The organism is Saccharothrix carnea (assembly GCF_003014735.1).
In the GTDB taxonomy this organism is placed as follows: domain Bacteria; phylum Actinomycetota; class Actinomycetes; order Mycobacteriales; family Pseudonocardiaceae; genus Actinosynnema; species Actinosynnema carneum.
The window spans coordinates 404612-426723 of sequence record NZ_PYAX01000008.1 but is presented as its reverse complement, the minus strand read 5'-3'; the positions used below and the strand labels follow the sequence as shown (position 1 = coordinate 426723).

The window sequence follows — 22112 nt, the reverse complement described above, 5'->3', positions numbered from 1 at the left end:
TTCTTCCCGGCCCTGCACCGAAGGAGAGCCGATGTCCCCACTGACCCGACGAACGCTCATCGCGGGCGGCATCGCGAGTGCCGGTGTGACGGTCCTCGCGCCCACCACCGCGAACGCCATCTCGTACCCGTTCACGTTGGGCGTCGCCTCCGGTGAGCCCGCGGCGGACGGCTTCGTCATCTGGACGCGCCTCGCGCCCAGCCCCCTCAACGCCGATGGCCTCGGCGGCATGGGCAGCGCCTCGGTCGCGGTCGAGTGGCAGGTCGCGACGGACCGGCGGTTCACCCAGATCGCCCGCAGCGGCACGGCGACCGCCACGCAGTCGTGGGCGCACAGCGTGCACGTCGAGGTGACCGGTCTGGAGCCGGGCCGCGAGTACTTCTACCGGTTCCGCGCCGCCGGGCACATCTCCCCCACCGGCCGGGGCGTGACCGCGCCCGCGGTCGGCACGAGCCCGTCGCTGACCATGCTGTTCGCGTCCTGCTCGCACTTCGAGGCCGGGTACTTCACCGCCTACCGGCGGATGGCCGAGGAGAACCCGCACCTGATCCTGCACCTGGGCGACTACATCTACGAAGGCGCGGCGTCGACCACGGCCGTGCGGCGGCACTCGCCCTCGGCGGAGATCGCGAACCTGGCCGACTACCGCGTGCGGCACGCGCAGTACAAGACGGACGTCGACCTGCAGGCCGCGCACGCCGCCGCGCCGTGGCTGGTCGTGTGGGACGACCACGAGGTGGAGAACAACTACGCGAACCTCGTGCGCGCCAACACCTCCCCCGCCGGCGACTTCAAGGCGCGGCGTGCGGCGGCGTACAAGGCGTACTACGAGCACATGCCGCTGCGTGCCGCGCAGGCGCCGGTCGCGGAGAACATGCAGCTGTACCGGCGGGTCCGGTGGGGCAGCCTGGCCACGTTCCACATGCTCGACACCCGCCAGTACCGCGACGACCAGGCGTGCGGCGACGGCACGAAGGTGTGCCCGGAGGCCGACGACCCGGCACGCACGCTGCTCGGCAACACGCAGGAGGCGTGGCTGCTCGACGGCATGCGGCAGAAGCTCGGTACGTGGGACTTCCTGGGCCAACAGGTGTTCTTCGCGCAGAAGCTGGCCTCGGCGGACGGAGCGAAGTCGATGGACTCGTGGGACGGCTACAGCGCCAACCGGGGTCGGCTGCAGCGCGGCTGGGACGCGGCGGGGCTGCGCAACACCGTCGTGCTGACCGGTGACGTGCACCGGTCGTGGGCGAGCAACCTGATGAACAACTACGCCACGCAGGACCGGATCGTCGGCACCGAGCTGGTGACCACGTCGATCACGTCCGGCGGCGACGGCAGCGCCACCGACACCGGCGTGTCCAGCCTCAACCCGCACGTGAAGTTCTACAAGAACCTGCGCGGGTACGTCCGCACCGTCACCTCACCGACTCGGATGAACGTCGACTTCCGCTTCCTGGACCGGGTCACCACGCGCGACTACCCGGTCCGGACGTTGCAGAGCTACGTCGTCCAGGCGGGCAACCCGGGATTGCAGGCGCCGTGAAGAAGCTGATGACCATGATCGCGGCGCTCATGCTGCTGGGCGCCGGCACCGCGTCGGCCGCGGTCACCTGGACCACCGCGAACAGCACCGCCACGGGCGACCAGGACAACGCCGCCGTCTCCGCGGTCCGCAACGGCTGGACCGCCGCGGTGTGGGAGGACGACCGCGACGACGCCACACCCACCGATCCCGTGCACAGCGACGTGTGGGTGCGGCTGTTCAAGGACGGCGTGTCCCGGTACGAGAAGAAGCTGTCCACCGGTGGCACCGGCAACTGGCGTCACGTCCAGCCGGACGTGGCCGTGCACGACAACGGCACCGCGGTCGTCGTGTGGGCCGACGACGGTGACGGCAACGGTTACTACAACATCCAGGTGCGGGTGCTGGACACGAGTGGCACGGTCACCGGGTCGGCGCGGGCCAACGCCAACACCGACGGCCAGCAGCTGAACCCCGCCGTGGCCGCCGATCCCGACACGAGCGGTTTCGCCGTCGTGTGGGAGGACAAGCAGACCTCGACCAACCCGACCGTGCGCGTCGCCGGGTTCGCGTCCGTGACGTCGAAGACCTACGAGGCCCAGGTGCACGCGGCCGGCGGCACCCACCAGCGGCCGGACGTGGCCATGGGCGCGGCGGGCAACGCGATCGTCGTGTGGGACGAGGACGGCGACGGCAACGGCTTCTTCAACATCGGCCGCAAGATCCTCACGCCGTCCGGCGGCGTGAAACTGGCCCAGGGCGTCGCCAACGCCACCGGCGACGGCCAACAACGCCGACCGGTCGTGGCCGCGAACTTCAACGGCGACCACACCGTCGCCTGGGAAACCGACCACACCGGCACGGCCCAGGTGGGCGTGCGGTCGTTCGCCGCCGGCGGCACCGCCCGGACCTCCGCCGACACCGTCCTGCCGGGCACCGACCCGCAGATCGGCATCGACGACCAGCTGAACGTCGTGGTGTCGTCGGTCGAGGCGCAGGACGTGGTGACGCAAGGGCTCAACGCGGACGGCACGATCACCGGCCGGATGCCGCGCCAGCCGACCGTGTCGACCGCCACGGGCAGGCAGGACGAGCCCGCGCTAGGCGTCGACGCGTGGGGCCAGATCACCGTGGTCTACACCGACGACAACGACGGCAACGGCTTCGACCAGATCTACTTCGGCACCGGGATGGTCAACAGCACCTGGTGAGTCAACAGCACCTACCGAGGCTGGCGCGCGACGCATCCCCACCGCACGGCGACCTCCACCGAGGGCACCGGGCTCTGCCGTACCCCACCCACGCCACCCCACCCACGCCCCCGCTCACGCCTCCCCGCCGCCGGGCCGGCCGTTTTCTCCGGCTAACGTGAGAAATGCGATTTGGGTTGTCAAAGGTTGCATACTTCCCCCAACCGAGTGACACCCCATCGGACCCGGAACCCCACCGCAGAGGCCCGATTTTACATGGGGTTCGGGTGCTTTAGGCTGGTCGAAGCCGGGCAGGCCCGGCGGGCGCTTTATCCGCCGGGCCTGCCCGGCTTTGGCCTGCCTGGAGTACCCGTAAGGGGCCCCATGTCAAATCGAGCCGGGGTTGTCAACTCGAGCCGGAATCGTCAAATCAGCCGGACTCGTTGAACCGTTTAACGAGACGTTTCGGCGCGCGGCACAGCCAAGCCTCGGTCACCAACTCTTCGAGTTCGTCGGCGGAGATGTCGTCCAGGCGCACGAGAACCGCGGGGTAGCCGTCGAAGTGCGGGGTGGTGAAGTAGACGGTCGGGTCGTCGGCCAGCAGTGCTTCCTTCACCTCCAGATCGGGCACGCTCGCGGCGAGCACGGGGCCGTCCGGTGCGGCGGCACCGAGGGCCGCCAGGTCGGCCTTGCGCAGTGGTCGGTCCCAGACGAACGGCTTGTCCTTCACCCGCCACGCCGGCCTCCCGTCGTACGAGGGGCGCTCGGTGACCTCGGGCAGCGCTGTGGCCAGGCGTTGCACGTCGTCCCAGGTGGCCATGGGGCCAGACGATAGTCCGGCGACGACGCGACAGCACGAAACAATCGTTGGCTCGACCAACGACACTCGGCTATGGTTGGCTACACCAACATTGGTGCGACCAACGGAGTGCGCGATGATCAAGCCGTTCCAGCTCGAGGTGCCCCAGTCGGAGCTGCACGACCTGGCCGATCGGCTGACCCGGACGCGGTGGCCTGAGGAGTTGCCGGACGCCGAGTTCGACTACGGGTTCCCCCTGGCCGAGGTGCGCGCGCTGGCCGACCGCTGGCTCGACGGCTACGACTGGCGGCGGCACGAGGCGGAGCTGAACGAGTTCCCGCAGTTCACCACGGAGATCGACGGCCAGCGCGTGCACTTCCTCCACGTCCGGTCGGCTCGGGCCGACGCGCTGCCGCTGGTGTTGATCCACGGCTGGCCCGGGTCGGTGCTGGAGTTCCTGGACGTCATCGAGCCGCTGTCACGGGACTTCCACCTGGTGATCCCGTCGATCCCCGGCTTCGGGCTGTCCGGGCCGACGACTTCGCGAGGCTGGGACGTCGACCGCGTGGCGCGGGCGTTCGCCGAGTTGATGGGCAGGCTGGGTTACCGGCGTTACGGGACGCAGGGCGGTGACTGGGGTGCCGGGATCGCCAAGGCGATGGCCGTCGCCGCGCCGGAGAACGTGGTGGCGGTGCACGTGAACTACCTGCCCACGCCACCCGTCGAAGGGATCGAGCTGTCCGAAGAGGACAGTCAGCGGCTGGAGAAGATCAAGGGCATGATGCGCAGTCGGCCGGGGTACCAGGTGCTGCAGGGGACTCGGCCGCAGACGATCTCGTACGCGTTGACGGACTCGCCGGTCGGGCAGTTGGCGTGGATCGCGGAGAAGTTCACCGAGTGGACCGATCCGGCGTCGAAGATCGACGTCGACCGGATCCTGACCAACGTGATGCTGTACTGGCTCACCGGCACGGCGGGGTCGTCGGCCAGGTTGACGCGGGAGACGGGTATCAGATCAGACGGTTGCCCCGCGCCGTTGGGGGTGGCTGTGTTCGCGCACGACATCGTGCTGTCGGTGCGGCCGTTGGCGGAGCTGACGTATCGGGTCGAGCACTGGAGCGAGTTCGACCGGGGTGGGCACTTCGCGGCCATGGAGGTGCCCGAGTTGCTGGCGGGTGACATCAAGGCGTTCTTCGCGGACCGTGCTTGACACTCGAGAAAACTCAGACGACGAGGGAGACGCCGGTCGCCGTGACCACCACGGCGACCGCGCCGTCCAGCACCCGCCACGCCGAGGGCCGGGTGAACGTCCCCGACAGCCACCGTGCGCCGAAGCCGAGCGCGCTGAACCACAGCACGCTGCCCGTGATCGCACCGGCCGCGAACCACCACCGGTCGCCGCCGAACCCGGTGGACGCCGTGCCCAGCAGCAGCACGGTGTCCAGGTACACGTGCGGGTTGAGCCAGGTCAGCGCCAGGCAGGTGACGATCACCGCGGCACCCGCCTGCGCCGCACCCGCGGGTTCCAGCGCCGAAGGCCGCAGCACCCGCCGTGCCGCCAGCACGCCGTAGCCGACCAGGAACGCCGCACCGACCCACCGCACCGCCGTCAACGCGGCGGGCCACGCGGTGAACGCCGCGCCGACACCACCGACACCGAGCGCGATGAGCAGCGCGTCCGAGCCCGCGCAGATCGCCACGATCGCGGGCACCTGCTGCCGCAGCACGCCTTGACGCAGCACCAAGGCGTTCTGGGCGCCGATCACGACGATGAGGGACAGTCCGGTGCCGAGCCCGGCGAGCAGCGCGTAAGTCACGACCTCGACGGTAGGAAGGCGGCTGCGATAAGGCCAGCTACGTTTTCTTACGTATCATTAGTGCTCGTGATGCTCGATCCGGAGTGCGTGCGCACCCTGCTGGCCGTCGTGGACGAGGGCACCTTCGACGCCGCCGCCAAAGCGCTGCACGTCACACCGTCCGCCGTGAGCCAGCGCATCAAGCTGCTCGAACAACGCACCGGGCGCGTGCTGCTGGTGCGGTCCAAGCCCGCGCGGCTCACCGACTCCGGCGCGGTGATCGCCCGGTACGGGCGGCAGCAGGCACTGCTGGACCGGGACGCCCGAGAAGCGCTCGGCCTGGTCGAGGACCCCACCCCGATCCCGGTCGCGGTCAACGCCGACTCGCTCGCCACCTGGTTCCGCCGCGTGGTCAGGGAACTGGCCGCCGACGAGGGCCTGGTGCTCACCGTGCGGCGCGACGACCAGGACCACACCGCCGAACTGCTGCGCCAGGGCCTCGTCGTCGGCGCGGTCACGTCCTCGCCGCAGCCCGTGCAGGGCTGCGTCGTCCGTCCACTCGGGAGCATTCGCTACCACGCCGTGGCCACCAAGATGTTCACCCGGCGCTGGCTCGCGGACGGGCAGCCGCTGCACGACGCGCCGGTGATCGTCTTCGACGAGAAGGACGACCTGCAGGACCGGTTCTGCCGCGAGCTGTCCGGCCGCAACGCCTCCGCGCACCGCCACCACCTGCCCGATGGGCACGTGTTCGAGGACGCCGTGGTCGCGGGCGCGGGCTGGGCGCTGCTCACCGAGCACCAGATCGCCGCCCACCGCAGGCTCGTGCACCTGGCACCCGACCGGCCCGTGGACGTGCTGCTGCACTGGCAGCAGTGGAAGCTCGACTCACCGCCGCTGGCCCGCGTCGCCGACGCCGTCTTCCGCGCCGCCGCGGCCGAGCTGCACTGACGATCGCTCACGTCGAAGCGCCGGATACACCCATCGGTGATGTACGTGTGAGCGGTTCGCCGGTCGTTCACCGGCCGGCCGCCCGACCATCACCACACAGTGTCCACACGTCCCTACTGTCTGCGAAGCCCTCATTGCCGTCGTTCGAAGAACGAAGGGTTTCGCATGTCAGGACGCAGAGCTCCGCTGGCGCTGCTCGCCATCGGCGTCGTCACCGCCGCCACCCTCACCGCCATCGCCTCCTCCGAACACGTGCCCGCCGCCTCGGCGGCCACCACGACGTTCACCCCCTCCGCCGACACCCACGTCGACAACTCCGCCACCGGCACGAACTACGGGACCTCCGGCCAACTCGGCGTGGACGGCTCGCCGATCAAGCGGATGTTCCTCAAGTTCACCGTCTCCGGCGTCTCCGGCACGGTCGGCAGCGCCAAGCTGCGGCTGCACACCGACGACGTCTCGGGCTCGAACAGCCCGGCCGGCGGCACGTTCCGCGCCATGACCAACACCACCTGGTCCGAGACCGGCGTGACCTGGAACAACCAGCCCGCCATCGACGGCGCCACCCTCGACACGCTCGGCTCCGTCGCCCGCAACGCCTGGTACGAGGTCGACGTCACCGCGCACGTGCGGGCCAACGGCACCTTCAGCTTCGGCGTCACCTCCACCAGCACGGACGGCGCCGACTACGACTCGCGGGAGACCGGCGCCACCGCGCCGCAACTCGTCGTCACCACCGGCACCACCACCACGACCACCACTCCCCCGCCCAGCGGTGACCCCGTCCTGGTCGGCGCGGGCGACATCTCGAACTCCGGCTCCGGCGACAGCGCCACCGCCGCGCTGCTCGACAGCATCCCCGGCACGGTCTTCACCACCGGTGACAACGTCTACAACAGCGGCACCGCCTCGGAGTTCGCGAGCTACTACGAGCCGACCTGGGGCAGGCACAAGGCCCGCACCCGCCCGTCGCCCGGCAACCACGACTACGGCACCTCCGGCGCGACCGGCTACTACAACTACTTCGGCGCCCAGGCCGGCCCGTCCGGTCGCGGCTACTACTCCTACGACCTCGGCAACTGGCACATCGTCTCGCTGAACTCCAACATCAGCATGGCGGCGGGCTCCGCGCAGGAGCAGTGGCTGCGCGCCGACCTGGCCGCGAGCACCAAGCCGTGCACGGCGGCGTACTGGCACCACCCGCTGTTCACCTCCGGCGCCAACCACTCGCCGTCCACGGCGACGCGCCCGCTGTTCCAGGCGCTGTACGACCACAACGCCGACGTGGTGCTGTTCGGCCACAACCACCAGTACGAGCGGTTCGCGCCGCAGAACCCCAACGGCGGCCTGGACACCACCCGCGGCATCCGCACGTTCGTCGCGGGCATGGGCGGCGCCAGCCACTACGGCTTCGGCACCATCCGGCCCAACAGCGAGGTCCGCAACAGCACCGCCTACGGCGTGCTCAAGCTGACCCTGCACAGCACCAGCTTCGACTGGCAGTTCGTGCCCGTGGCGGGCCAGACCTTCACCGACAGCGGCACCACCGCCTGTCACTGATCCGCCCGACCGCCGCGCCCGGTCGTCCCCCGGCCGGGCGCGGCACCCACTCGGAGGTGCGCTGTGTACCTGTCCACCATCACCCGCCCCAAGACCGCAGGCTGGAAAGGCGTCAGCGCCAACGTCTTCGCACTTGGCGCGGTCAGCCTCGTCACCGACGTCTCGTCCGAGATGGTCACCGCCGTCCTGCCGCTCTACCTCGTCGTCGGCCTCCAGCTCAGCCCCGCCGCCTACGGCCTCATCGACGGCGTCTACACCGGTGCCACCACCCTGCTCCGGCTCGTCGGCGGCTACCTCGCCGACCGCACCGACCGGCGCAAGGGCGTGGCCGGGTTCGGCTACGCGCTGTCCGCGGTCGCGAAGATCGGGTTGCTGCTGGCGGGCAGCTCCACCGCGGCGCTCGGCGCGGTGATCACGCTCGACCGCGCGGGCAAGGGACTGCGCACCGCGCCGCGGGACGCGCTGATCACGCTGTCCACGCCCGCCGGTGACCTGGGGCGGGCGTTCGGCGTGCACCGGGCGATGGACGGGGTGGGCGCGTTCGCCGGGCCGCTGGTCGCGCTGGCCGTGCTGGCGCTGGCCGGTGAGTCGTTCGACTCCGTGTTCATGACCAGCTTCTGCATCGCGGCGCTGGGCGTGGTGATCCTGGTGCTGTTCGTGCGCGACCACCGGTCGCCGGTGGCGTCGGAACCGGTGCGGGTCAAGGTGATCGGCGGGCTGTGGCGTGACGGCGGGGTGCGGCGGGTCGTGCTGGCGGCGTCGTTGCTGGGCCTGGCCACGATCGGCGACGGGTTCGTGTACCTGCTGCTGCAGAAGCGCGAGGGCCTGTCGATCGGGTGGTTCCCGCTGCTCGCGGTCGGCACGAGCCTGGTGTACCTGCTGCTGGCCGCGCCGCTGGGCGCGTTGGCCGACCGGGTCGGCCGGCTGCCGGTGATGCTCGGCGGGTACGTGGCGCTGGGCGCGGTGTACCTGCTGCTGTTCGGGCCGCTGGGCGGGTGGGCGCTGGTCGTCGTCGTGGTCGCGCTGTACGGCGTGTTCTACGCGGCCACCGATGGCGTGCTGATGGCGTTGGCCGGGCCGTTGCTGCCGGAGCGGCTGCGCACGACCGGTATCGCGTTGATCCAGAGCGGACAGGCCCTGGCGTACCTCGGCTCGTCCGTGCTGTTCGGCCTGGCCTGGCAGTTCTGGGGGCCGGAAGCCGCCACCCGGCTGGCCGCCGGTGGCGTCGCGCTCACGTTGGCCGCCACCGTCGTGCTCCTGGGGCGTCGCTCATGACCACTCGACTGCGATTGCTGATCACCGCGCTCGTCGCCGTGCTGCTGGCGGGGGTCGCGGTCGGCTATTCCGCGTTGTCCGGGTCCCGGCCGGAGGAGGTGGCGTCGACGGCGGTCAGCGGGCCGCGGTTGGTGGTGTTGAGCAACGGCCGGCTGTCGACGGTGTCGCGGTCGGACCCGAGCGGGCCGCGCGAGGTGACCGAGCAGCGGTGCGACCGGGTGTACAGCGCGGGCGGGACGACGTCGTGCCTGCGGCCGGTCGGCGCGTTCAAGGCGGGTGAGCTGGCGGTGCTGGACGCCGGGTTGCGGGAGGTGCGGACGCTGCCGCTGACCGGATTCCCGAACCGCACGCGGGTGTCGGCGAGCGGGCGGATGGTGGCGTGGACGTTGTTCGTGGACGGGCACTCGTACGCGGCCAACGGTTTCTCCACCAGCACGGGGATCCTGGACACGCGGTCCGGTGCGGTGGTCACCTCGCTGGAGGAGTTCACGTCCACAGTGGATGGTGCGGAGGTCGACGCCGTCGACCGCAACTTCTGGGGCGTCACCTTCACCGCCGACGACAACCGCTTCTACGCCACCATGTCCACCGGCGGCCACCGGTACCTGATGGAGGGCGACTTCAGCGCGCGGACGCTGCGGTCGATCGCAGACGATGTGGAGTGTCCATCGCTGTCCCCCGATGGCACGCGGATCGCCTACAAAGCGGCGGTGAACGGCGATCCGCAGCAGGGGTGGCGGCTGTCCACGATGGACCTGAAGACGCTGGCGATCACACCGCTCGCCGAGACCCGGAGCGTCGATGACCAGCCGACCTGGGTGGACGACCGGACCATTGCCTACGGCATCCAGCGCGACGACGGGATCAACGACGTCTGGACCGTGCCCGCGGACGGGTCCGGCGTCCCTGCGGTCCTGGTGCCGGAGGCCGCCTCACCCGCCCCGATCGGGTGATTGGCTTTTGCCTACACTGAAGTTATCGAGGCTATTGCATACAGAAACGAACCTGGTCACGCCACGCCGTTGATGAGGTGGACGCGAACGCCGCCCCCTCACCGTGGAAGATCCACACCCGGGCCTCGTCCCGCACCGCGGCAGTCTGGCACCGCCGGCCCGACCCGGTGCGCGCGGGTTGTCCGGTGGACACCGGTGGCCCAGTGGTGTTCGGCCGCGCAGCGGGTTCCTCACCCGTTTTCCCGGTGGGAGAATCGGGGCCTGACAACGTTGTCAGGCCTCCTACCCCTGCCGGAGGTTCGAATGCGTCTCCGCTCCGCGGCTGTCGCCGCACTCACCCTCGCCGCGCTCGCCGTCCCGGTCCAGACGGGCACGGCGCACGCCATCACCGATCCCGCGCAGCACGTCAACCCGTTCGTCGGCACCAAGCCCGGTGGCCCGGACTTCGGGCACGGCGGCGGCGCGGGCAACACGTTCCCCGGCGCCGTCGCGCCGTTCGGCATGCTCCAGTGGAGCCCCGACACGGTGACCTACCAGCACGGCGGCTACCACCACGACGACAACCGCATCCGCGGCTTCAGCCTCACCCACCTGTCGGGCCCGGGGTGCGGCGACTTCGGCAACGTGCCGTTCATGCCGTCGCTCGGCACGACACCCGCGGCCCACTCGACGTTCTCCCACGCCAACGAGCAGGCGTCCCCCGGTTACTACTCGGTCCGCTTCGACAACGGCATCCGCACCGAGCTGACCGCCAACCAGCGGTCGGGCGTGGCGCGCTTCACCTACCCCGCCGGGCAGCGGGCCTCGCTCACCGTCGACGCCGCCCGCGCGTTCAACCCGGCGAGCGGCTCGGTCACGATCGGCACCGACAGCCTCTCCGGCTACACCGACAGCGGCGGCTTCTGCGGTGCGGGCAACCGGTACCGGCTGCACTTCCACGTCACGTTCGACCAGCCGTTCGCCTCGACAGCCACGATCGCGGACGGTCGCGTGACGCCGGGTGGGCGCGCGGTCGAGGGCAGCAGCCAGGGCAGCGTCACGCCCTCCCCCAAGACCGCCGGGACGCAACACCGGCCCGCACCGACCACGACCACGCAGGACGTGCAACCGTTCGCCGCGTCGGCGTTCGTGTCGTTCAACGCCACCACCGTGACGGCACGGGTCGGCATCTCGTTCGTGAGCGTCGACAACGCCAGGGCGAACCTGGCCGCCGAGACGGGCACGCGGTCGTTCGACGAGGTCCGCACCGGCGCGCGGGCGGCGTGGAACTCCTGGCTCGGCCGAATCGACGTCACCGGCGGCACGTCGACCCAGCTCCGCACCCTCTACACGGCGCTGTACCACTCACTGTTGCACCCCAACGTGTTCAGCGACGTCAACGGGCAGTACGCGGGCTTCGACCGGCAGACCCACACGACCGCGAGGACGCAGTACGCGAACTTCTCCGGCTGGGACGTCTACCGGTCCCAGATCGCGCTGGTGGCGTTGCTGGGACCGCGGGAAGCCGCGGACATCGCGCAGTCGGCGGTGAACCAGGCCGCCCAGGGCGGGTACTTCGACCGCTGGACCGTCGCCAACGGCGGCACGGGCGTGATGAACGGCGACCCGATGGCGATCATCGTGTCCACCGCGCACGCGTTCGGCGGCACGGACTTCGACATCGCGGACGCGTTGCGGCGCATGTTGGCGGGCGTCGACGACATCCGGCAGCGCCCGGGGTGGTTGCAGCTCAACAACTACGGGTACGTGCCGACAGGTCTCGGTGACGTGTGGGGCTCGGCCGCGACCACGCTGGAGTACACCAGCGCGGACTTCGCCATCTCGCAGTTCGCGGCACGGCTCGGCGACGCGGGCACCGCCGAGAACTTCCTCCGGCGCGCGCAGAACTGGCGCAACCTGTTCCACTCCGGCAGCAAGTACCTGCAACCGCGCAACACCGACCTGAGCTGGCCGGCGTTCAGCCCCACCCAGGAGAACGAGTACGTCGAGGGCAACGCGGCGCAGTACACGTGGATGGTGCCGTACAACCACCGCGGGCTGTTCGACGCGATGGGCGGCAACGCGGCGGTCCTCTCCAGGCTGGACACGTTCTTCACCGAGCTGAACGCCGGGCCGAAGAAGCCCTACGCGTACCTGGGCAACGAGCCGACGCTCAACACGCCGTGGGCTTACGCGTACGCGGGTGCGCCGCACAAGACGCAGGACGTGGTGCGGCGGGCGTTGACCTCCCTCTTCCCGCCCACGCCGGAGGGCATCGTGGGCAACGACGACCTGGGCGAGATGTCGTCGTGGGCGGTGTGGGCGGCGCTGGGCCTGTACCCGCAGGCGCCGGGGCGGGCGGAGCTGGTGCTGGCCAGCCCGCAGTTCCCGGGCATCACGATCAAGCGGGGCAACGGCGCCACGATCACCATCACCGCCCCGAACGCCTCGGACAGCGTCAAGTACGTCCAGTCGTTGCAGGTCAACGGCACGGCGTCGACCAAGCCGTGGCTGCCCGCGTCACTCGTGGCCCAGGGCGGCACCCTGCAGTTCACCCTCGGCTCGGTCCCTTCGTCCTGGGGCAGCGGTCCCGCCGACGCGCCGCCGTCGTTCGACGTGGGCCCGAACCCCGCCAGGTCCGGCGCCGTGGTCGGCTTGGTCGGCAAGTGCGTGGACGGCGAACCCGCCGGCCCGACCGACGGCGCTCCGGTACGCCTGTGGGACTGCAACTCCTCGGCCGCCCAGCAGTGGACCCTGGCGTCGGACGGCACGCTGCGGGCGTTGGGCCGGTGCCTGGACGTCAGCGGCAGCGGCCGGGTCGACGGGACCAAGGTGCAGCTGTGGACGTGCAACGGAACCGGTGCCCAGCAGTGGTGGCCGAAGGGCTCGACGCTGGTGAACCCACCGTCCGGGAAGTGCCTGGACGTGCCGAACAGCAACGCCGTGAACGGCGTCCAACTGCAGATCCACACCTGCAACGGCACGGGCGCCCAGCAGTGGCGGCTGCCGTGAGGTGATCTGACCGAAGGTGTGAATTGGCCGGTCGCCACGGCTCTCCCGACACGTGGCGACCGGCCGTTGACACCGCGAGGCGGTTACTTGACACCGCCTGCGGTCAAGCCTGCGATGATCCTCCGTTGGAACAGCAGCACCACCACGACCAGCGGCACGGTCACGATCACGCCGGCGGCCATCTGGGTGCCGAACGGCTGGTCGAAACCGTACGCCCCGGTGAACCGGGAGATCGCGACGGTGGCGGTCTGCATGGTGCTGTCGTTGACCATCGACAGGGCGATGATGAACTCGTTCCACGCCGCGATGAACGTGATGATCGCGGTGGTGAAGATGCCCGGCGCGGCCAGCGGCAGGATCACCTTGCGGAACGCCTGGCCGCGCGTGCAGCCGTCGATCATCGCCGCCTGCTCCAGCTCCTCCGGCATCTGCCGGAAGAACGCGGTCAGGTTCCACACCGCCAGCGGCAGCGCGAACGACAGGCTCGGCACGATCATCGACTGGTAGGTGTTGATCCAACCGATGTCGGTGAACAGCGCCAGCAGCGGCACCAGCAGGGAGATGCCGGGGAACATCGAGGTGGCGATGATCAGCGCCGCCACCGCGTTCTTGAACCGGAAGTGCAGCCGGGCCAGCGCGTACGCCGCCGACACGCCGATGATCAGCGTGAGGACCGTCGTGGTGCCCGCCACGACCAGGCTGTTGAGCAGCGACCGGCCGAACCCGACACCGGGCGAGAACACCGCGGTCAGGTTGTCCAGCGAGAACGGCGCGGGCAGCGCGGTCAGCTCGAACTGGTCGGACGGGCGGCGGAACGCCGAGACCGCCATCCAGTAGAACGGCGCGAGGCAGTACAGCAGGATCAGCCCAAGCCCGGCGAACGTCAGCACCTTCCGGGGCAACGTGGCCTTGGCGTGCGTGGCGGTCATTTGCGCGCCCTTTCCCGAGCGGCGCCGATGACGTCCGCGCCCAGCAACCGCACGAACACCAACGCGGTGACGGCCACGTAGACGAACAATATCGTCGCGTACGCGGCAGCGGGTCCGAACCGCAGGCTCGACGCCTCGTCGAAGGCCACCATGGACAACGTCTCCACCGATTCCTTGCGGCTGCCGATGAGCACGAACGGCAGGTCGAACATGCGCAGCGCGTCCAGCACGCGGAACAGCACGGCCACCAGCAGGGCGGGTTTGACCAGCGGCAGGGTGATCCGCCAGAACTGCCGCCACGGTGACGCGCCGTCGACGCGTGCCGCCTCGTAGACGTCGTTCGGGATGATCTGCAACCCGGCCAGGACGAGCAGGCCGACGAACGGCGCGGTCTTCCACACGTCGGCGAGGATGACCGCGAACTTCGCCTGCCAGCCCTCGGTGGTCCACAGGATCTGCTGCCCGATGATCGAGTTCGCCACGCCGTCCGCCTGGAAGATCCAGCGCCACAGCAACGCCGAGACCGCGGTCGGCACGGCCCACGGCACCAGGATGCTGGCCCGCACGATGCCGCGCCAGCGGATCGCGTGGTGCATCACCAGCGCCATGGCGACACCGATCACGACTTCGAGCGCGACCGTGATGACGGTGAACAGCGTGGTGTTGCCGAACGCGTTCCAGAACCGGACGGCGGACTCACCGGCGAAGATCGCGGTGTAGTTGTCGACGCCGACGAAACGCGAGCCCTCCACGACGAACCCGCTCTCGTCGAGGTCGGTCCCCTCCCGGAACACCGACTCGCGCAGCGCCGCCACCAACGGGTACCCGACCACCAGGCCGAGCACGACGAACGTCGGTGACAGCAGCGCCGCGGCGAGTCGCCCCGCGCCCGAGGTGGCACCCCGGGCGCGGCGGGCGACCGCCGTCACTTCAGAAGCTCCTGCAACTTCGCCTGCAGGTCCTTCAGCGCCACGTCGCTGGGCTTCGCACCGGTCAGCGCGGCGTAGGCGGCTTCCTGGATCGCCTGGGTGACGTCGCCGTAGCGGACCGCCTGCGGGCGCGGCTTGGCCGACAGGATCGACTCCTTCAGCGTCGGCAGGTACGGGAACTGCTTGATCAGCTCGGCGTCGTCGTACAGGCTCGCCAGGGTCGGCGCCTGCGAGGTGGCCAGCAGGTTGGAGCGCTGCGAGGGCTCGCTGGTGAAGAACTTGATGAAGTCCAGCGCGGTGGCCTTGTTCTTGCCGAACGCGGAGATGGCGAAGTTGTGGCCGCCGAGGGTGGAGCTGCCGGGACCGTTCAGGCCGGGCAGGGGCGCGACGTCGAACTTGCCCGCGACCTGCGAGGAGCCGTCGGTCTTGCCCGCCAGGTTCCACTGGTAGGGCCACTGGCGGTGGAACAGCAGCTCACCGGCCTGGAAGGCGCGGCGGCCCTCCTCTTCCTTGTAGGTGATGGCCTTCTGCGGGATGACGCCCTGCTGGAAGCCGGTGACCAGGGCGTCCAGCCCGGCCTTCGCCTCGGGCGAGTCGACCACCGGCTTGCCGGAGGCGTCGACCACGTCGCCGCCCGCGGAGTGCACGGCTTCGTCGAAGTTGACCGTCAGGCCCTCGTACTTCTCGAACTGACCGGCGTAGCAGCCGATGGCGGGCTGGGTCGCCTTGACCGCCTGGCAGGCGGCGGTGAGCTCGGCCCACGTCTTCGGCGGCTGCAGGCCGGCCGCGTCGAGCAGGTCCTTGCGGTAGTACAGCAGGCCGCCGTCCGAGTAGACGGGCGCGGCGTAGAGCTTGTCGCGGTACTTCGCGGTCTTCACCGCGGGCTCCAGGAACTTGCCCGCGTCGACCGTGTCGGCGGGCAGTTCGACGACCCACCGGTTGGCCGCGAACTCGGCCGTCCAGACGACGTCGAGGTTGAGGATCGTGTACGCGTCGGACTTGACCTGCGCGTTCTGCACCATCTGCTGGCGCTGGGCGTCGGCGGACTCGGGCAGTTCGATGATCCGGACCTGCTCGTTCGGGTGCGAGGAGTTCCACTCGTCGACGAGCTTCTGCATGTTGCCGGACGTGTCCTTGCCGGTGGCGAAGGTGACCTCGCCCCGACCTTCGAGCGCACCGCCGGGCTGCTCGCCGCCGCCTCCGTCCCCTCCGCTGCCGCAGGAAGCGAGGAGGACCGCCACGCCCAGCGCCGCGGTTGCCCGCGACACCGTTGTCCGAACGCCCATTACCGAGACTCCCATTCGTTCACAACCCTGTTCTGCCGAGCGCTGCCCAGCCGGTCCGCCGCGACGTGGGCGGACTCCTCGACTGGTCGCCGCGCCGAGGCCGGACCACTGTCCACTGGGGACGTCACCGGTGGTGCGCCGCAACGCGCCACCACGACCTCCGCCCTCCGCCGGAACCCCCGGCGCCGCGCCGCACCGAGCACACCTACCGCACGCGGCCCGCCCCTGGCGATCAAGACGTGGCGACGGACTTCGGGATCCAGCAACACGCCCGACGCGGTGCGACGCGCCTCGACGGCGTCCCGCGCGGCGCGGGACGACCGGTTCGCGTGCAGGTCGGAGGCGGTGCGCGGGCATCCGCGGGTAGGGCTCGGACACCGGTCGACCGCGACTGGACCGCTGTGTCGTGCCACCACCCTGCTCCCTCCGCCTTCGCCGGCCGCGCAGCACACCCGCAAGCGCACACTTCGACGGTCGTAGGACCGCTTCGAGCGGCGGCAACTGTGTCGCGGGTTACAGCACAGTGTCAAGGAGACTGGGAGAGGCTGAGGGGCGACGTGACCTGACCGCAACGGACCGCTCGCGGTCGGTGCGCCACCGGATCGGTTCAGATCCCCTGGGTCAGCGCGGCGCGGATGGCCAGCGCGGCACCCGAGCGCGCCCACTCGGTGAAGTCGAACGGCTGGACGTCGAGGTCGATCAGCGCCGGGTCGGCTTCGTAGCTGGCCCTGATGCCGTCGGCGACGCGGTCGGACGAGACCTCGTAGAGCGGGAGGCCGTCGCCGGTGAGCAGGATCTTCCGGGGGTCCAGGAAGTTGGCGGCGGTGCCGATGAGGACGCCCAGGGCGTAGCCGGCGTTGTCGAAGACCTCCTTGGCCGCCGGGTCGCCCGCCCTGGCCCGGGCCACCGCCTGCTCGTAGGTCGGCTCGCCGTCGAGTTGGCGCAGCATGACGTGGGTCATCAGGTAGCTGGAGGCGCAGCCGCGGTGGCCGTAGCCGCACCGCGGGCCGGTCGGGTCGACCAGGATGTGGGCGATCCGGGGCGGCAGGCCGTGCGCGCCGCGCACGAGTTTGCCGTCGACGACGATGCCGAAGCCGACACCCGCACCCACCGTGACCAGCACCATCGAGTCCAGGCCCGCACCGGCGCCGAACCAGTGCTCGGCCGAGGTCAGGGCCTGCACGTCGTTGTCCACGGCGGTGGGGATGGCGGTGGCGGCGACCAGGTCGTCGCGCAGCGGCACGTCCACCCAGCCCAGGAACTCGGCTTGGGTGACCACGCCGCGGTGCACGATGCCGCCCAGCGTCACGCCGATCGCGGTGACGGGGGGCACGCCGGTGGCGAGGTCGGCGATCTGGGCGACGACGTCGGCCGGGTCGGTCGAGCGCAGCGGGTGGTCGGTGGTGTCCACGACCGTGGCGGTGAGGTCGGTGACGGCGGCGTAGAGGCGGTCGGCGGTCAGCTTCACGCCGAGGAAGTGGTGGGAGTCGCCGCGCACGTGGAGCATCTCCGAGGGCCTGCCGGTGGACGAGCGCAGTTGCGTCCCGCCCTCGACGAGCAGGCCGTGCAGCACGAGCGTGCGGGTCACCCGGGTGAGGGTGGGACGGGAGAGGTGCAGGCGGGCGGCGATCTCGGCTCGGGGCATCGCACCGTGGACGAGGACCTCGAGCAGCACGTCACGGGCGGCTTCGGGCAGGTCCGGCCAGGACGGGGTGGTGCGAGGGTCGGTTCCCGAGGTCACCGATCGAACATACCCGTCCCGGCCGGAGCGCCCGTGCCGCGAGCGGCTCCAGGGCCGCGAGCGCCGCGAGCGGTGCTAGCAGATGCTCTGCCTGCTGTTGACCAGCGTGTTGTTGCGGAACGTGGTGTTCGTGCCGCACGGGTTCTCGGTGATGGCCGAGTTGGTGACGGTCAGGTTCTGGATGGTGATGTCCCGCGTGATCGGGAACTCGCTGCGCGCCGCCAGGCGGATCTCACCCCCGCCGCTGACGCTGCCGCTCTGGGCGGCGATGTTCACGTTGTAGCAGTTCTCGATGAGGATCGCGTTGTTGCCGGTGTTGGCGATGTCGATCCGGTCGATCTGCAGGCCGCCGCTCTCCGACACGCAGAAGACGCCACGACCGCCGCCGCGGGCCTTCACCGTGCCGACCCGGATGTTGACCGGGTAGCTGCTGCCGACGCGGCCGTTGCGGTTGGCGGTGCGGAACGCGGCGTAGCCGGTGCCGGTGCCCGCGTTCTCCGCGTCGACGGTGCCCACGGTGGCGTTGATGGTCTGGTTGAGCAGCAGGCCCGATTCGCCGACGCCGCGCGCCACGACCGTGCCGATGGTCAGGCCGTCCACGCCGTAGGTCTCCACCGCGTGCGAGCTGGCGCCCTGCACGTAGGCGTAGTCGATGCGGACGTTGCGGGTCCACTGGCTGGTGTCGCCGCGGTTGTCGATGCGCACGCCCAGGCCCCGGGACAGGCGCATGTTCACGTTGCCGATGACCACGTTGGTGACGTTGCGCATGAAGATGCCGTACAGCGGGGTGCCGGTGAGGGTGAGGTTCTGGACCTCGATGTCGCGGACGCCGCGCGCGTAGACGGGGGCGTAGTCGCCCGAGCCGGTGCCGGTGACGTTGATGGTGCCGCACACGTCGATCGTGGTGTAGCTGCGCATCGAGTACCGCTCGCCCGCGGGGATGGAGCCGGACGCGCGGACGACGATCCGCTCCTTGTAGGTGCGGTTGGCGGTGAGGCTGTCGTTGGCGGCCTGCATCGCGGCGCGCAGGCTGCTGCCGGTGTAGACGGTGCTGCTGCCCCGGCGCGCGGTGAAGCTGCTGCCGGACCCGGTCACCTCGGCGTGGTACGTGCCGTCGCCGCAGGCGGCCTGGGCCTCCGGCGCGGTGGTGACCTGGAGTAGCGCCGCTGTCAACGCTGACACGGCGAGGAGTGCTTTCATGTGGTGATCTCCTAGGGCTTGGTAAGCGCTTTCCTGGGTGGCGGCGGAGATCGTGCTGGACATCGCGGGTAGGAGGCGGCCGGTGGTGGCCCGCCGGGGGACGTGGCGGGCCACCGCCCGAGTTGGCACTGGGAGCGTTCCCAGGTCTGTCAGGTAGTGAAGCTGAAGTGACGGGGAGACGTCAAGGGCCTGCCCCACAGGTGTGAGGCAGGCCCTCGATCGGTACAGCGGGTCAGGCGCGGCCCCGGCGCTTGGTCCACACGTCGTAGGCGACGGCGGCCAGCAGGACCAGGCCCTTGACCAGCATCACCCGCTCGCTCGGCGCGCCGATCAACGACATGCCGTTGTTGATCACGCCCATGATCAGGCCGCCGGTGATCGCGCCGACCACCCGGCCGACGCCGCCCTGCACGGCCGCGCCGCCGATGAACGCCGCCGCGATCGCGTCCAGCTCGAACGCGTTGCCCGCGGTCGGACCGGCCTGGTTGAGGCGGCCCGCGAAGATCACGCCGGCCAGGGCCGAGAGCACACCCATGTTCACGAACACCCAGAACGTGACCTGCTTGACCTTCACGCCCGACAGCGTGGCGGCCTGGAGGTTGCCGCCGATGGCGTAGACGTGCCGGCCGAACACCGACTTGTTCGCCATCACCGAGTAGCCCAGCGCCAGCACCGCGAGCAGCACCAGCACCCACGGCAGGTTGCGGAACCGGGCCAGCTGCACGACCACGGCCAGCACCACGGCCGCCGCCAGCGCGATCTTCGCCACGAAGATCGGGAACGGGTCGACGACCTGCCCGTAGCTCAGTCGCGCCTTGCGGTTGCGCCACTGGTTGAACGCGAACCCGGCCACCACCGCGACGCCGACCAGCAGGCTGAGCAGGTCCGCGCCACCCAGCGGGCCGAGGCCGACGTTGCCCAGGTAGCCCTCGGTGAAGCCGTTGGCCAGGGTGCGGATCTGGTCCGGGAACGGCCCGATGCCCTGGTTGCCCAGCACGGTCAACGTGAGCGCGCGGAACACGAGCATGCCCGCCAGCGTCACGATGAACGCCGGGATGCCGAAGAACGCCACCCAGTAGCCCTGCGCCGCGCCGATCACCGCGCCCGCGAGCAGCGTGATCAGCACCGCCAGCGGCCACGGCAGTCCCATCTGGACGGTCAGCACGGCGCAGATCGCGCCGGTCAGCGCGACCACCGAGCCGACCGACAGGTCGATGTGCCCGCCGATGATCACCAGGATCATGCCGATGGCCAGGATCAGCACGTACGAGTTCTGCACGATGATGTTGGAGATGTTCTGCGGTGTCAGCAGGGCACCGTCCGTCAGCACCGTGAAGAGCACCACGATCAGCGCGAACGCGATGTAGATGCCGGACTGCCGCAGGTTGACGGTGAACCTGCGCTGCGGCTGCCCGGCCAGGTGCGCCTCCGGCGTGGCCGCGGTCTTGGTGGTCATGTGGTCTGTCCCTGGGTCATGTGGAGCATCAGGCGTTCCTGGGTGGCTTCCGCGCGGTCGAGCTCACCGGTGATCCGGCCCTCGGACAGGGCGTACACCCGGTCGCACAGGCCGAGCAGCTCCGGCAGCTCGGAGGAGATGACCAGCACCGCGCGGCCCTGGTCGGCCAGGTCGTTGATGATCGAGTAGATCTCGTACTTCGCGCCGACGTCGATACCGCGGGTCGGCTCGTCGAGGATGAGCACGTCCGGGTCGGTGAACATCCACTTCGCCAGCACGACCTTCTGCTGGTTGCCGCCCGAGAGCGACGAGGTGGGCGTGGCGACGCTGGGCGTCTTGATGTTCATCGAGCGCCGGTACTTCTCGGCGACCGAGTGCTCCTCGTTCTCGTTCACCCAGCCGCGCGGCGCGAGCTTGTCCAGACCGGCCGCGGACACGTTGAGCTTCACGTCCTGGATCAGGTTGAGCCCGTACCGCTTGCGGTCCTCGCTGACGTAGGCCAGGCCGTGCTCGATGGCCTTGCGGACGGTGCGCGTGTCGATCTCGCGGCCGTCCTTGACCACCCGGCCGGAGATGCCGACGCCGTAGGACCGCCCGAACACGCTCATCGCGAGCTCGGTGCGGCCCGCGCCCATGAGGCCGGCCAGACCGACGATCTCACCGCGCCGCAGCACGAGGGTGGCGTTGTCGACCACCACCCGGTCGGGCTGGGACGGGCTGTGCACGGTCCAGTCCTCGATCCGCAGCACCTCGTCGCCGATCTTGGGCGTGCGCGGCGGGAAGCGGTGCTCCAGGTCGCGGCCGACCATGCCGGAGATGATCCGGTCCTCGCTCACGCCCCGCGCCGGCAGCGTCTCGATGGTGCGGCCGTCGCGCAGGATCGTGATGCTGTCGGCGATCCGGGTCACCTCGTTGAGCTTGTGCGAGATGATCACCGAGGTGATGCCCTCGGCACGCAGCCCGTCGAGCAGGTCGAGCAGGTGCGCGGAGTCGTCGTCGTTCAACGCCGCGGTCGGCTCGTCCAGGATCAGCAGCTTCACGTCCTTGGCCAGCGCCTTGGCGATCTCCACCAGCTGCTGCTTGCCCACGCCCAGGTCGTGGACCGGCGTGGTCGGGTTCTCCCGCAGGCCCACGCGGGCGAGCAGGGCGCCCGCCGCGTGGTTGGTGCGGTTCCAGTCGATGAGCCCGCGCTTGGCCCTTTCGTTGCCCAGGAACAGGTTCTCCGCGATGGACAGCTGGCCGCACAGCGCCAGCTCCTGGTGGATGATCACGATGCCGCGCCGCTCGCTGTCGCGGACGCCGCCGAACGAGCAGGGCTCGCCCTCGAAGACGATCTCGCCCTCGTACGACCCGTGCGGGTGCACGCCGGAGAGCACCTTCATCAGCGTGGACTTGCCCGCGCCGTTCTCACCGCAGATCGCGTGGATCTCACCGCGCCGCACGGCGAGCGTGACGTCGTGCAGCGCGGTGACCCCGGCGAACCGCTTGGTGATGCCGCGCATCACCAGGATTTCGTCGGACATGGTGGGCAAAC

Annotated in this window: 17 protein-coding genes; 8 read left to right on the top strand and 9 right to left on the bottom strand. The window is 70.2% G+C overall.

From position 1 onward, the window contains the following. Positions 1-31: 31 nt before the first annotated feature. Positions 32-1543, top strand: coding sequence for an alkaline phosphatase D family protein (locus B0I31_RS25520; protein ID WP_106617887.1), 1512 nt, complete (start codon positions 32-34; stop codon positions 1541-1543). Then, the gene (locus tag B0I31_RS25515) at positions 1540-2733 is read left to right on the top strand and encodes a hypothetical protein (RefSeq protein ID WP_106617886.1); all 1194 of its coding nucleotides are present in this window, start codon (positions 1540-1542) and stop codon (positions 2731-2733) included. The genes B0I31_RS25520 and B0I31_RS25515 overlap by 4 nt, the downstream gene beginning before the upstream one ends. Positions 2734-3142: 409 nt before the next feature. Here the strand turns inward: B0I31_RS25515 and B0I31_RS25510 are convergent, their stop codons facing one another. Next, a complete protein-coding gene (locus B0I31_RS25510; RefSeq protein ID WP_106617885.1) occupies positions 3143-3532 on the bottom strand; it encodes an MmcQ/YjbR family DNA-binding protein in 390 nt (129 codons plus the stop codon). A gap of 115 nt (positions 3533-3647) precedes the next feature. Here B0I31_RS25510 and B0I31_RS25505 point away from each other — a divergent pair, with 115 nt between their 5' ends. Beyond that, positions 3648-4721 carry an epoxide hydrolase family protein gene (locus B0I31_RS25505; protein ID WP_106617884.1) on the top strand — a complete coding sequence of 358 codons (1074 nt, stop codon included), beginning with the start codon at positions 3648-3650 and terminating at the stop codon, positions 4719-4721. A 13-nt stretch (positions 4722-4734) separates the two neighbouring features. Here the strand turns inward: B0I31_RS25505 and B0I31_RS25500 are convergent, their stop codons facing one another. Further along, on the bottom strand, positions 4735-5328 hold the full coding sequence (locus B0I31_RS25500) for a LysE/ArgO family amino acid transporter (RefSeq protein ID WP_106617883.1): 594 nt from the start codon (positions 5326-5328) through the stop codon (positions 4735-4737). A gap of 69 nt (positions 5329-5397) precedes the next feature. Here B0I31_RS25500 and B0I31_RS25495 point away from each other — a divergent pair, with 69 nt between their 5' ends. The 5 genes from B0I31_RS25495 to B0I31_RS25475 all read left to right on the top strand — a co-directional run bounded on the left by B0I31_RS25495 (position 5398) and on the right by B0I31_RS25475 (position 13037). Beyond that, on the top strand, positions 5398-6258 hold the full coding sequence (locus B0I31_RS25495) for a LysR family transcriptional regulator ArgP (RefSeq protein WP_106617953.1): 861 nt from the start codon (positions 5398-5400) through the stop codon (positions 6256-6258). Positions 6259-6423: 165 nt separating this feature from the next. Then, the gene (locus B0I31_RS25490) at positions 6424-7818 is read left to right on the top strand and encodes a CBM96 family carbohydrate-binding protein (RefSeq protein ID WP_106617882.1); all 1395 of its coding nucleotides are present in this window, start codon (positions 6424-6426) and stop codon (positions 7816-7818) included. A gap of 63 nt (positions 7819-7881) precedes the next feature. Next, positions 7882-9093, top strand: a complete 1212-nt coding sequence (locus B0I31_RS25485; RefSeq protein ID WP_181320352.1) for an MFS transporter — start codon at positions 7882-7884, stop codon at positions 9091-9093. Beyond that, positions 9090-10046, top strand: a complete 957-nt coding sequence (locus B0I31_RS25480) for a TolB family protein (RefSeq protein ID WP_106617881.1) — start codon at positions 9090-9092, stop codon at positions 10044-10046. Before B0I31_RS25485 ends, B0I31_RS25480 begins: the two co-directional genes overlap by 4 nt. A gap of 303 nt (positions 10047-10349) precedes the next feature. Continuing rightward, the gene (locus B0I31_RS25475; protein ID WP_181320350.1) at positions 10350-13037 is read left to right on the top strand and encodes a lectin; all 2688 of its coding nucleotides are present in this window, start codon (positions 10350-10352) and stop codon (positions 13035-13037) included. Between the two features lie 83 nt (positions 13038-13120). On the opposite strand, the gene B0I31_RS25470 is transcribed toward B0I31_RS25475, so the two are convergent. The 7 genes from B0I31_RS25470 to mmsA all read right to left on the bottom strand — a co-directional run bounded on the left by B0I31_RS25470 (position 13121) and on the right by mmsA (position 22101). Next, complete coding sequence (locus B0I31_RS25470) at positions 13121-13966, bottom strand: carbohydrate ABC transporter permease (RefSeq protein WP_106617879.1); 846 nt, start codon at positions 13964-13966, stop codon at positions 13121-13123. Further along, on the bottom strand, positions 13963-14895 hold the full coding sequence (locus B0I31_RS25465) for a carbohydrate ABC transporter permease (RefSeq protein ID WP_106617878.1): 933 nt from the start codon (positions 14893-14895) through the stop codon (positions 13963-13965). The genes B0I31_RS25470 and B0I31_RS25465 overlap by 4 nt, the downstream gene beginning before the upstream one ends. Further along, positions 14892-16181, bottom strand: a complete 1290-nt coding sequence (locus B0I31_RS25460) for an ABC transporter substrate-binding protein (RefSeq protein ID WP_106617877.1) — start codon at positions 16179-16181, stop codon at positions 14892-14894. Before B0I31_RS25460 ends, B0I31_RS25465 begins: the two co-directional genes overlap by 4 nt. A gap of 607 nt (positions 16182-16788) precedes the next feature. Further along, on the bottom strand, positions 16789-17922 hold the full coding sequence (locus tag B0I31_RS25455; RefSeq protein ID WP_245950360.1) for an ROK family transcriptional regulator: 1134 nt from the start codon (positions 17920-17922) through the stop codon (positions 16789-16791). 75 nt (positions 17923-17997) lie between these two features. Next, positions 17998-19122, bottom strand: coding sequence for a right-handed parallel beta-helix repeat-containing protein (locus tag B0I31_RS25450; protein ID WP_106617876.1), 1125 nt, complete (start codon positions 19120-19122; stop codon positions 17998-18000). Positions 19123-19354: 232 nt separating this feature from the next. After that, positions 19355-20578 carry a multiple monosaccharide ABC transporter permease gene (gene mmsB, locus B0I31_RS25445; protein WP_106617875.1) on the bottom strand — a complete coding sequence of 408 codons (1224 nt, stop codon included), beginning with the start codon at positions 20576-20578 and terminating at the stop codon, positions 19355-19357. Next, a complete protein-coding gene (mmsA, locus tag B0I31_RS25440; protein ID WP_106617874.1) occupies positions 20575-22101 on the bottom strand; it encodes a multiple monosaccharide ABC transporter ATP-binding protein in 1527 nt (508 codons plus the stop codon). Before mmsA ends, mmsB begins: the two co-directional genes overlap by 4 nt. Positions 22102-22112: the final 11 nt, after the last annotated feature.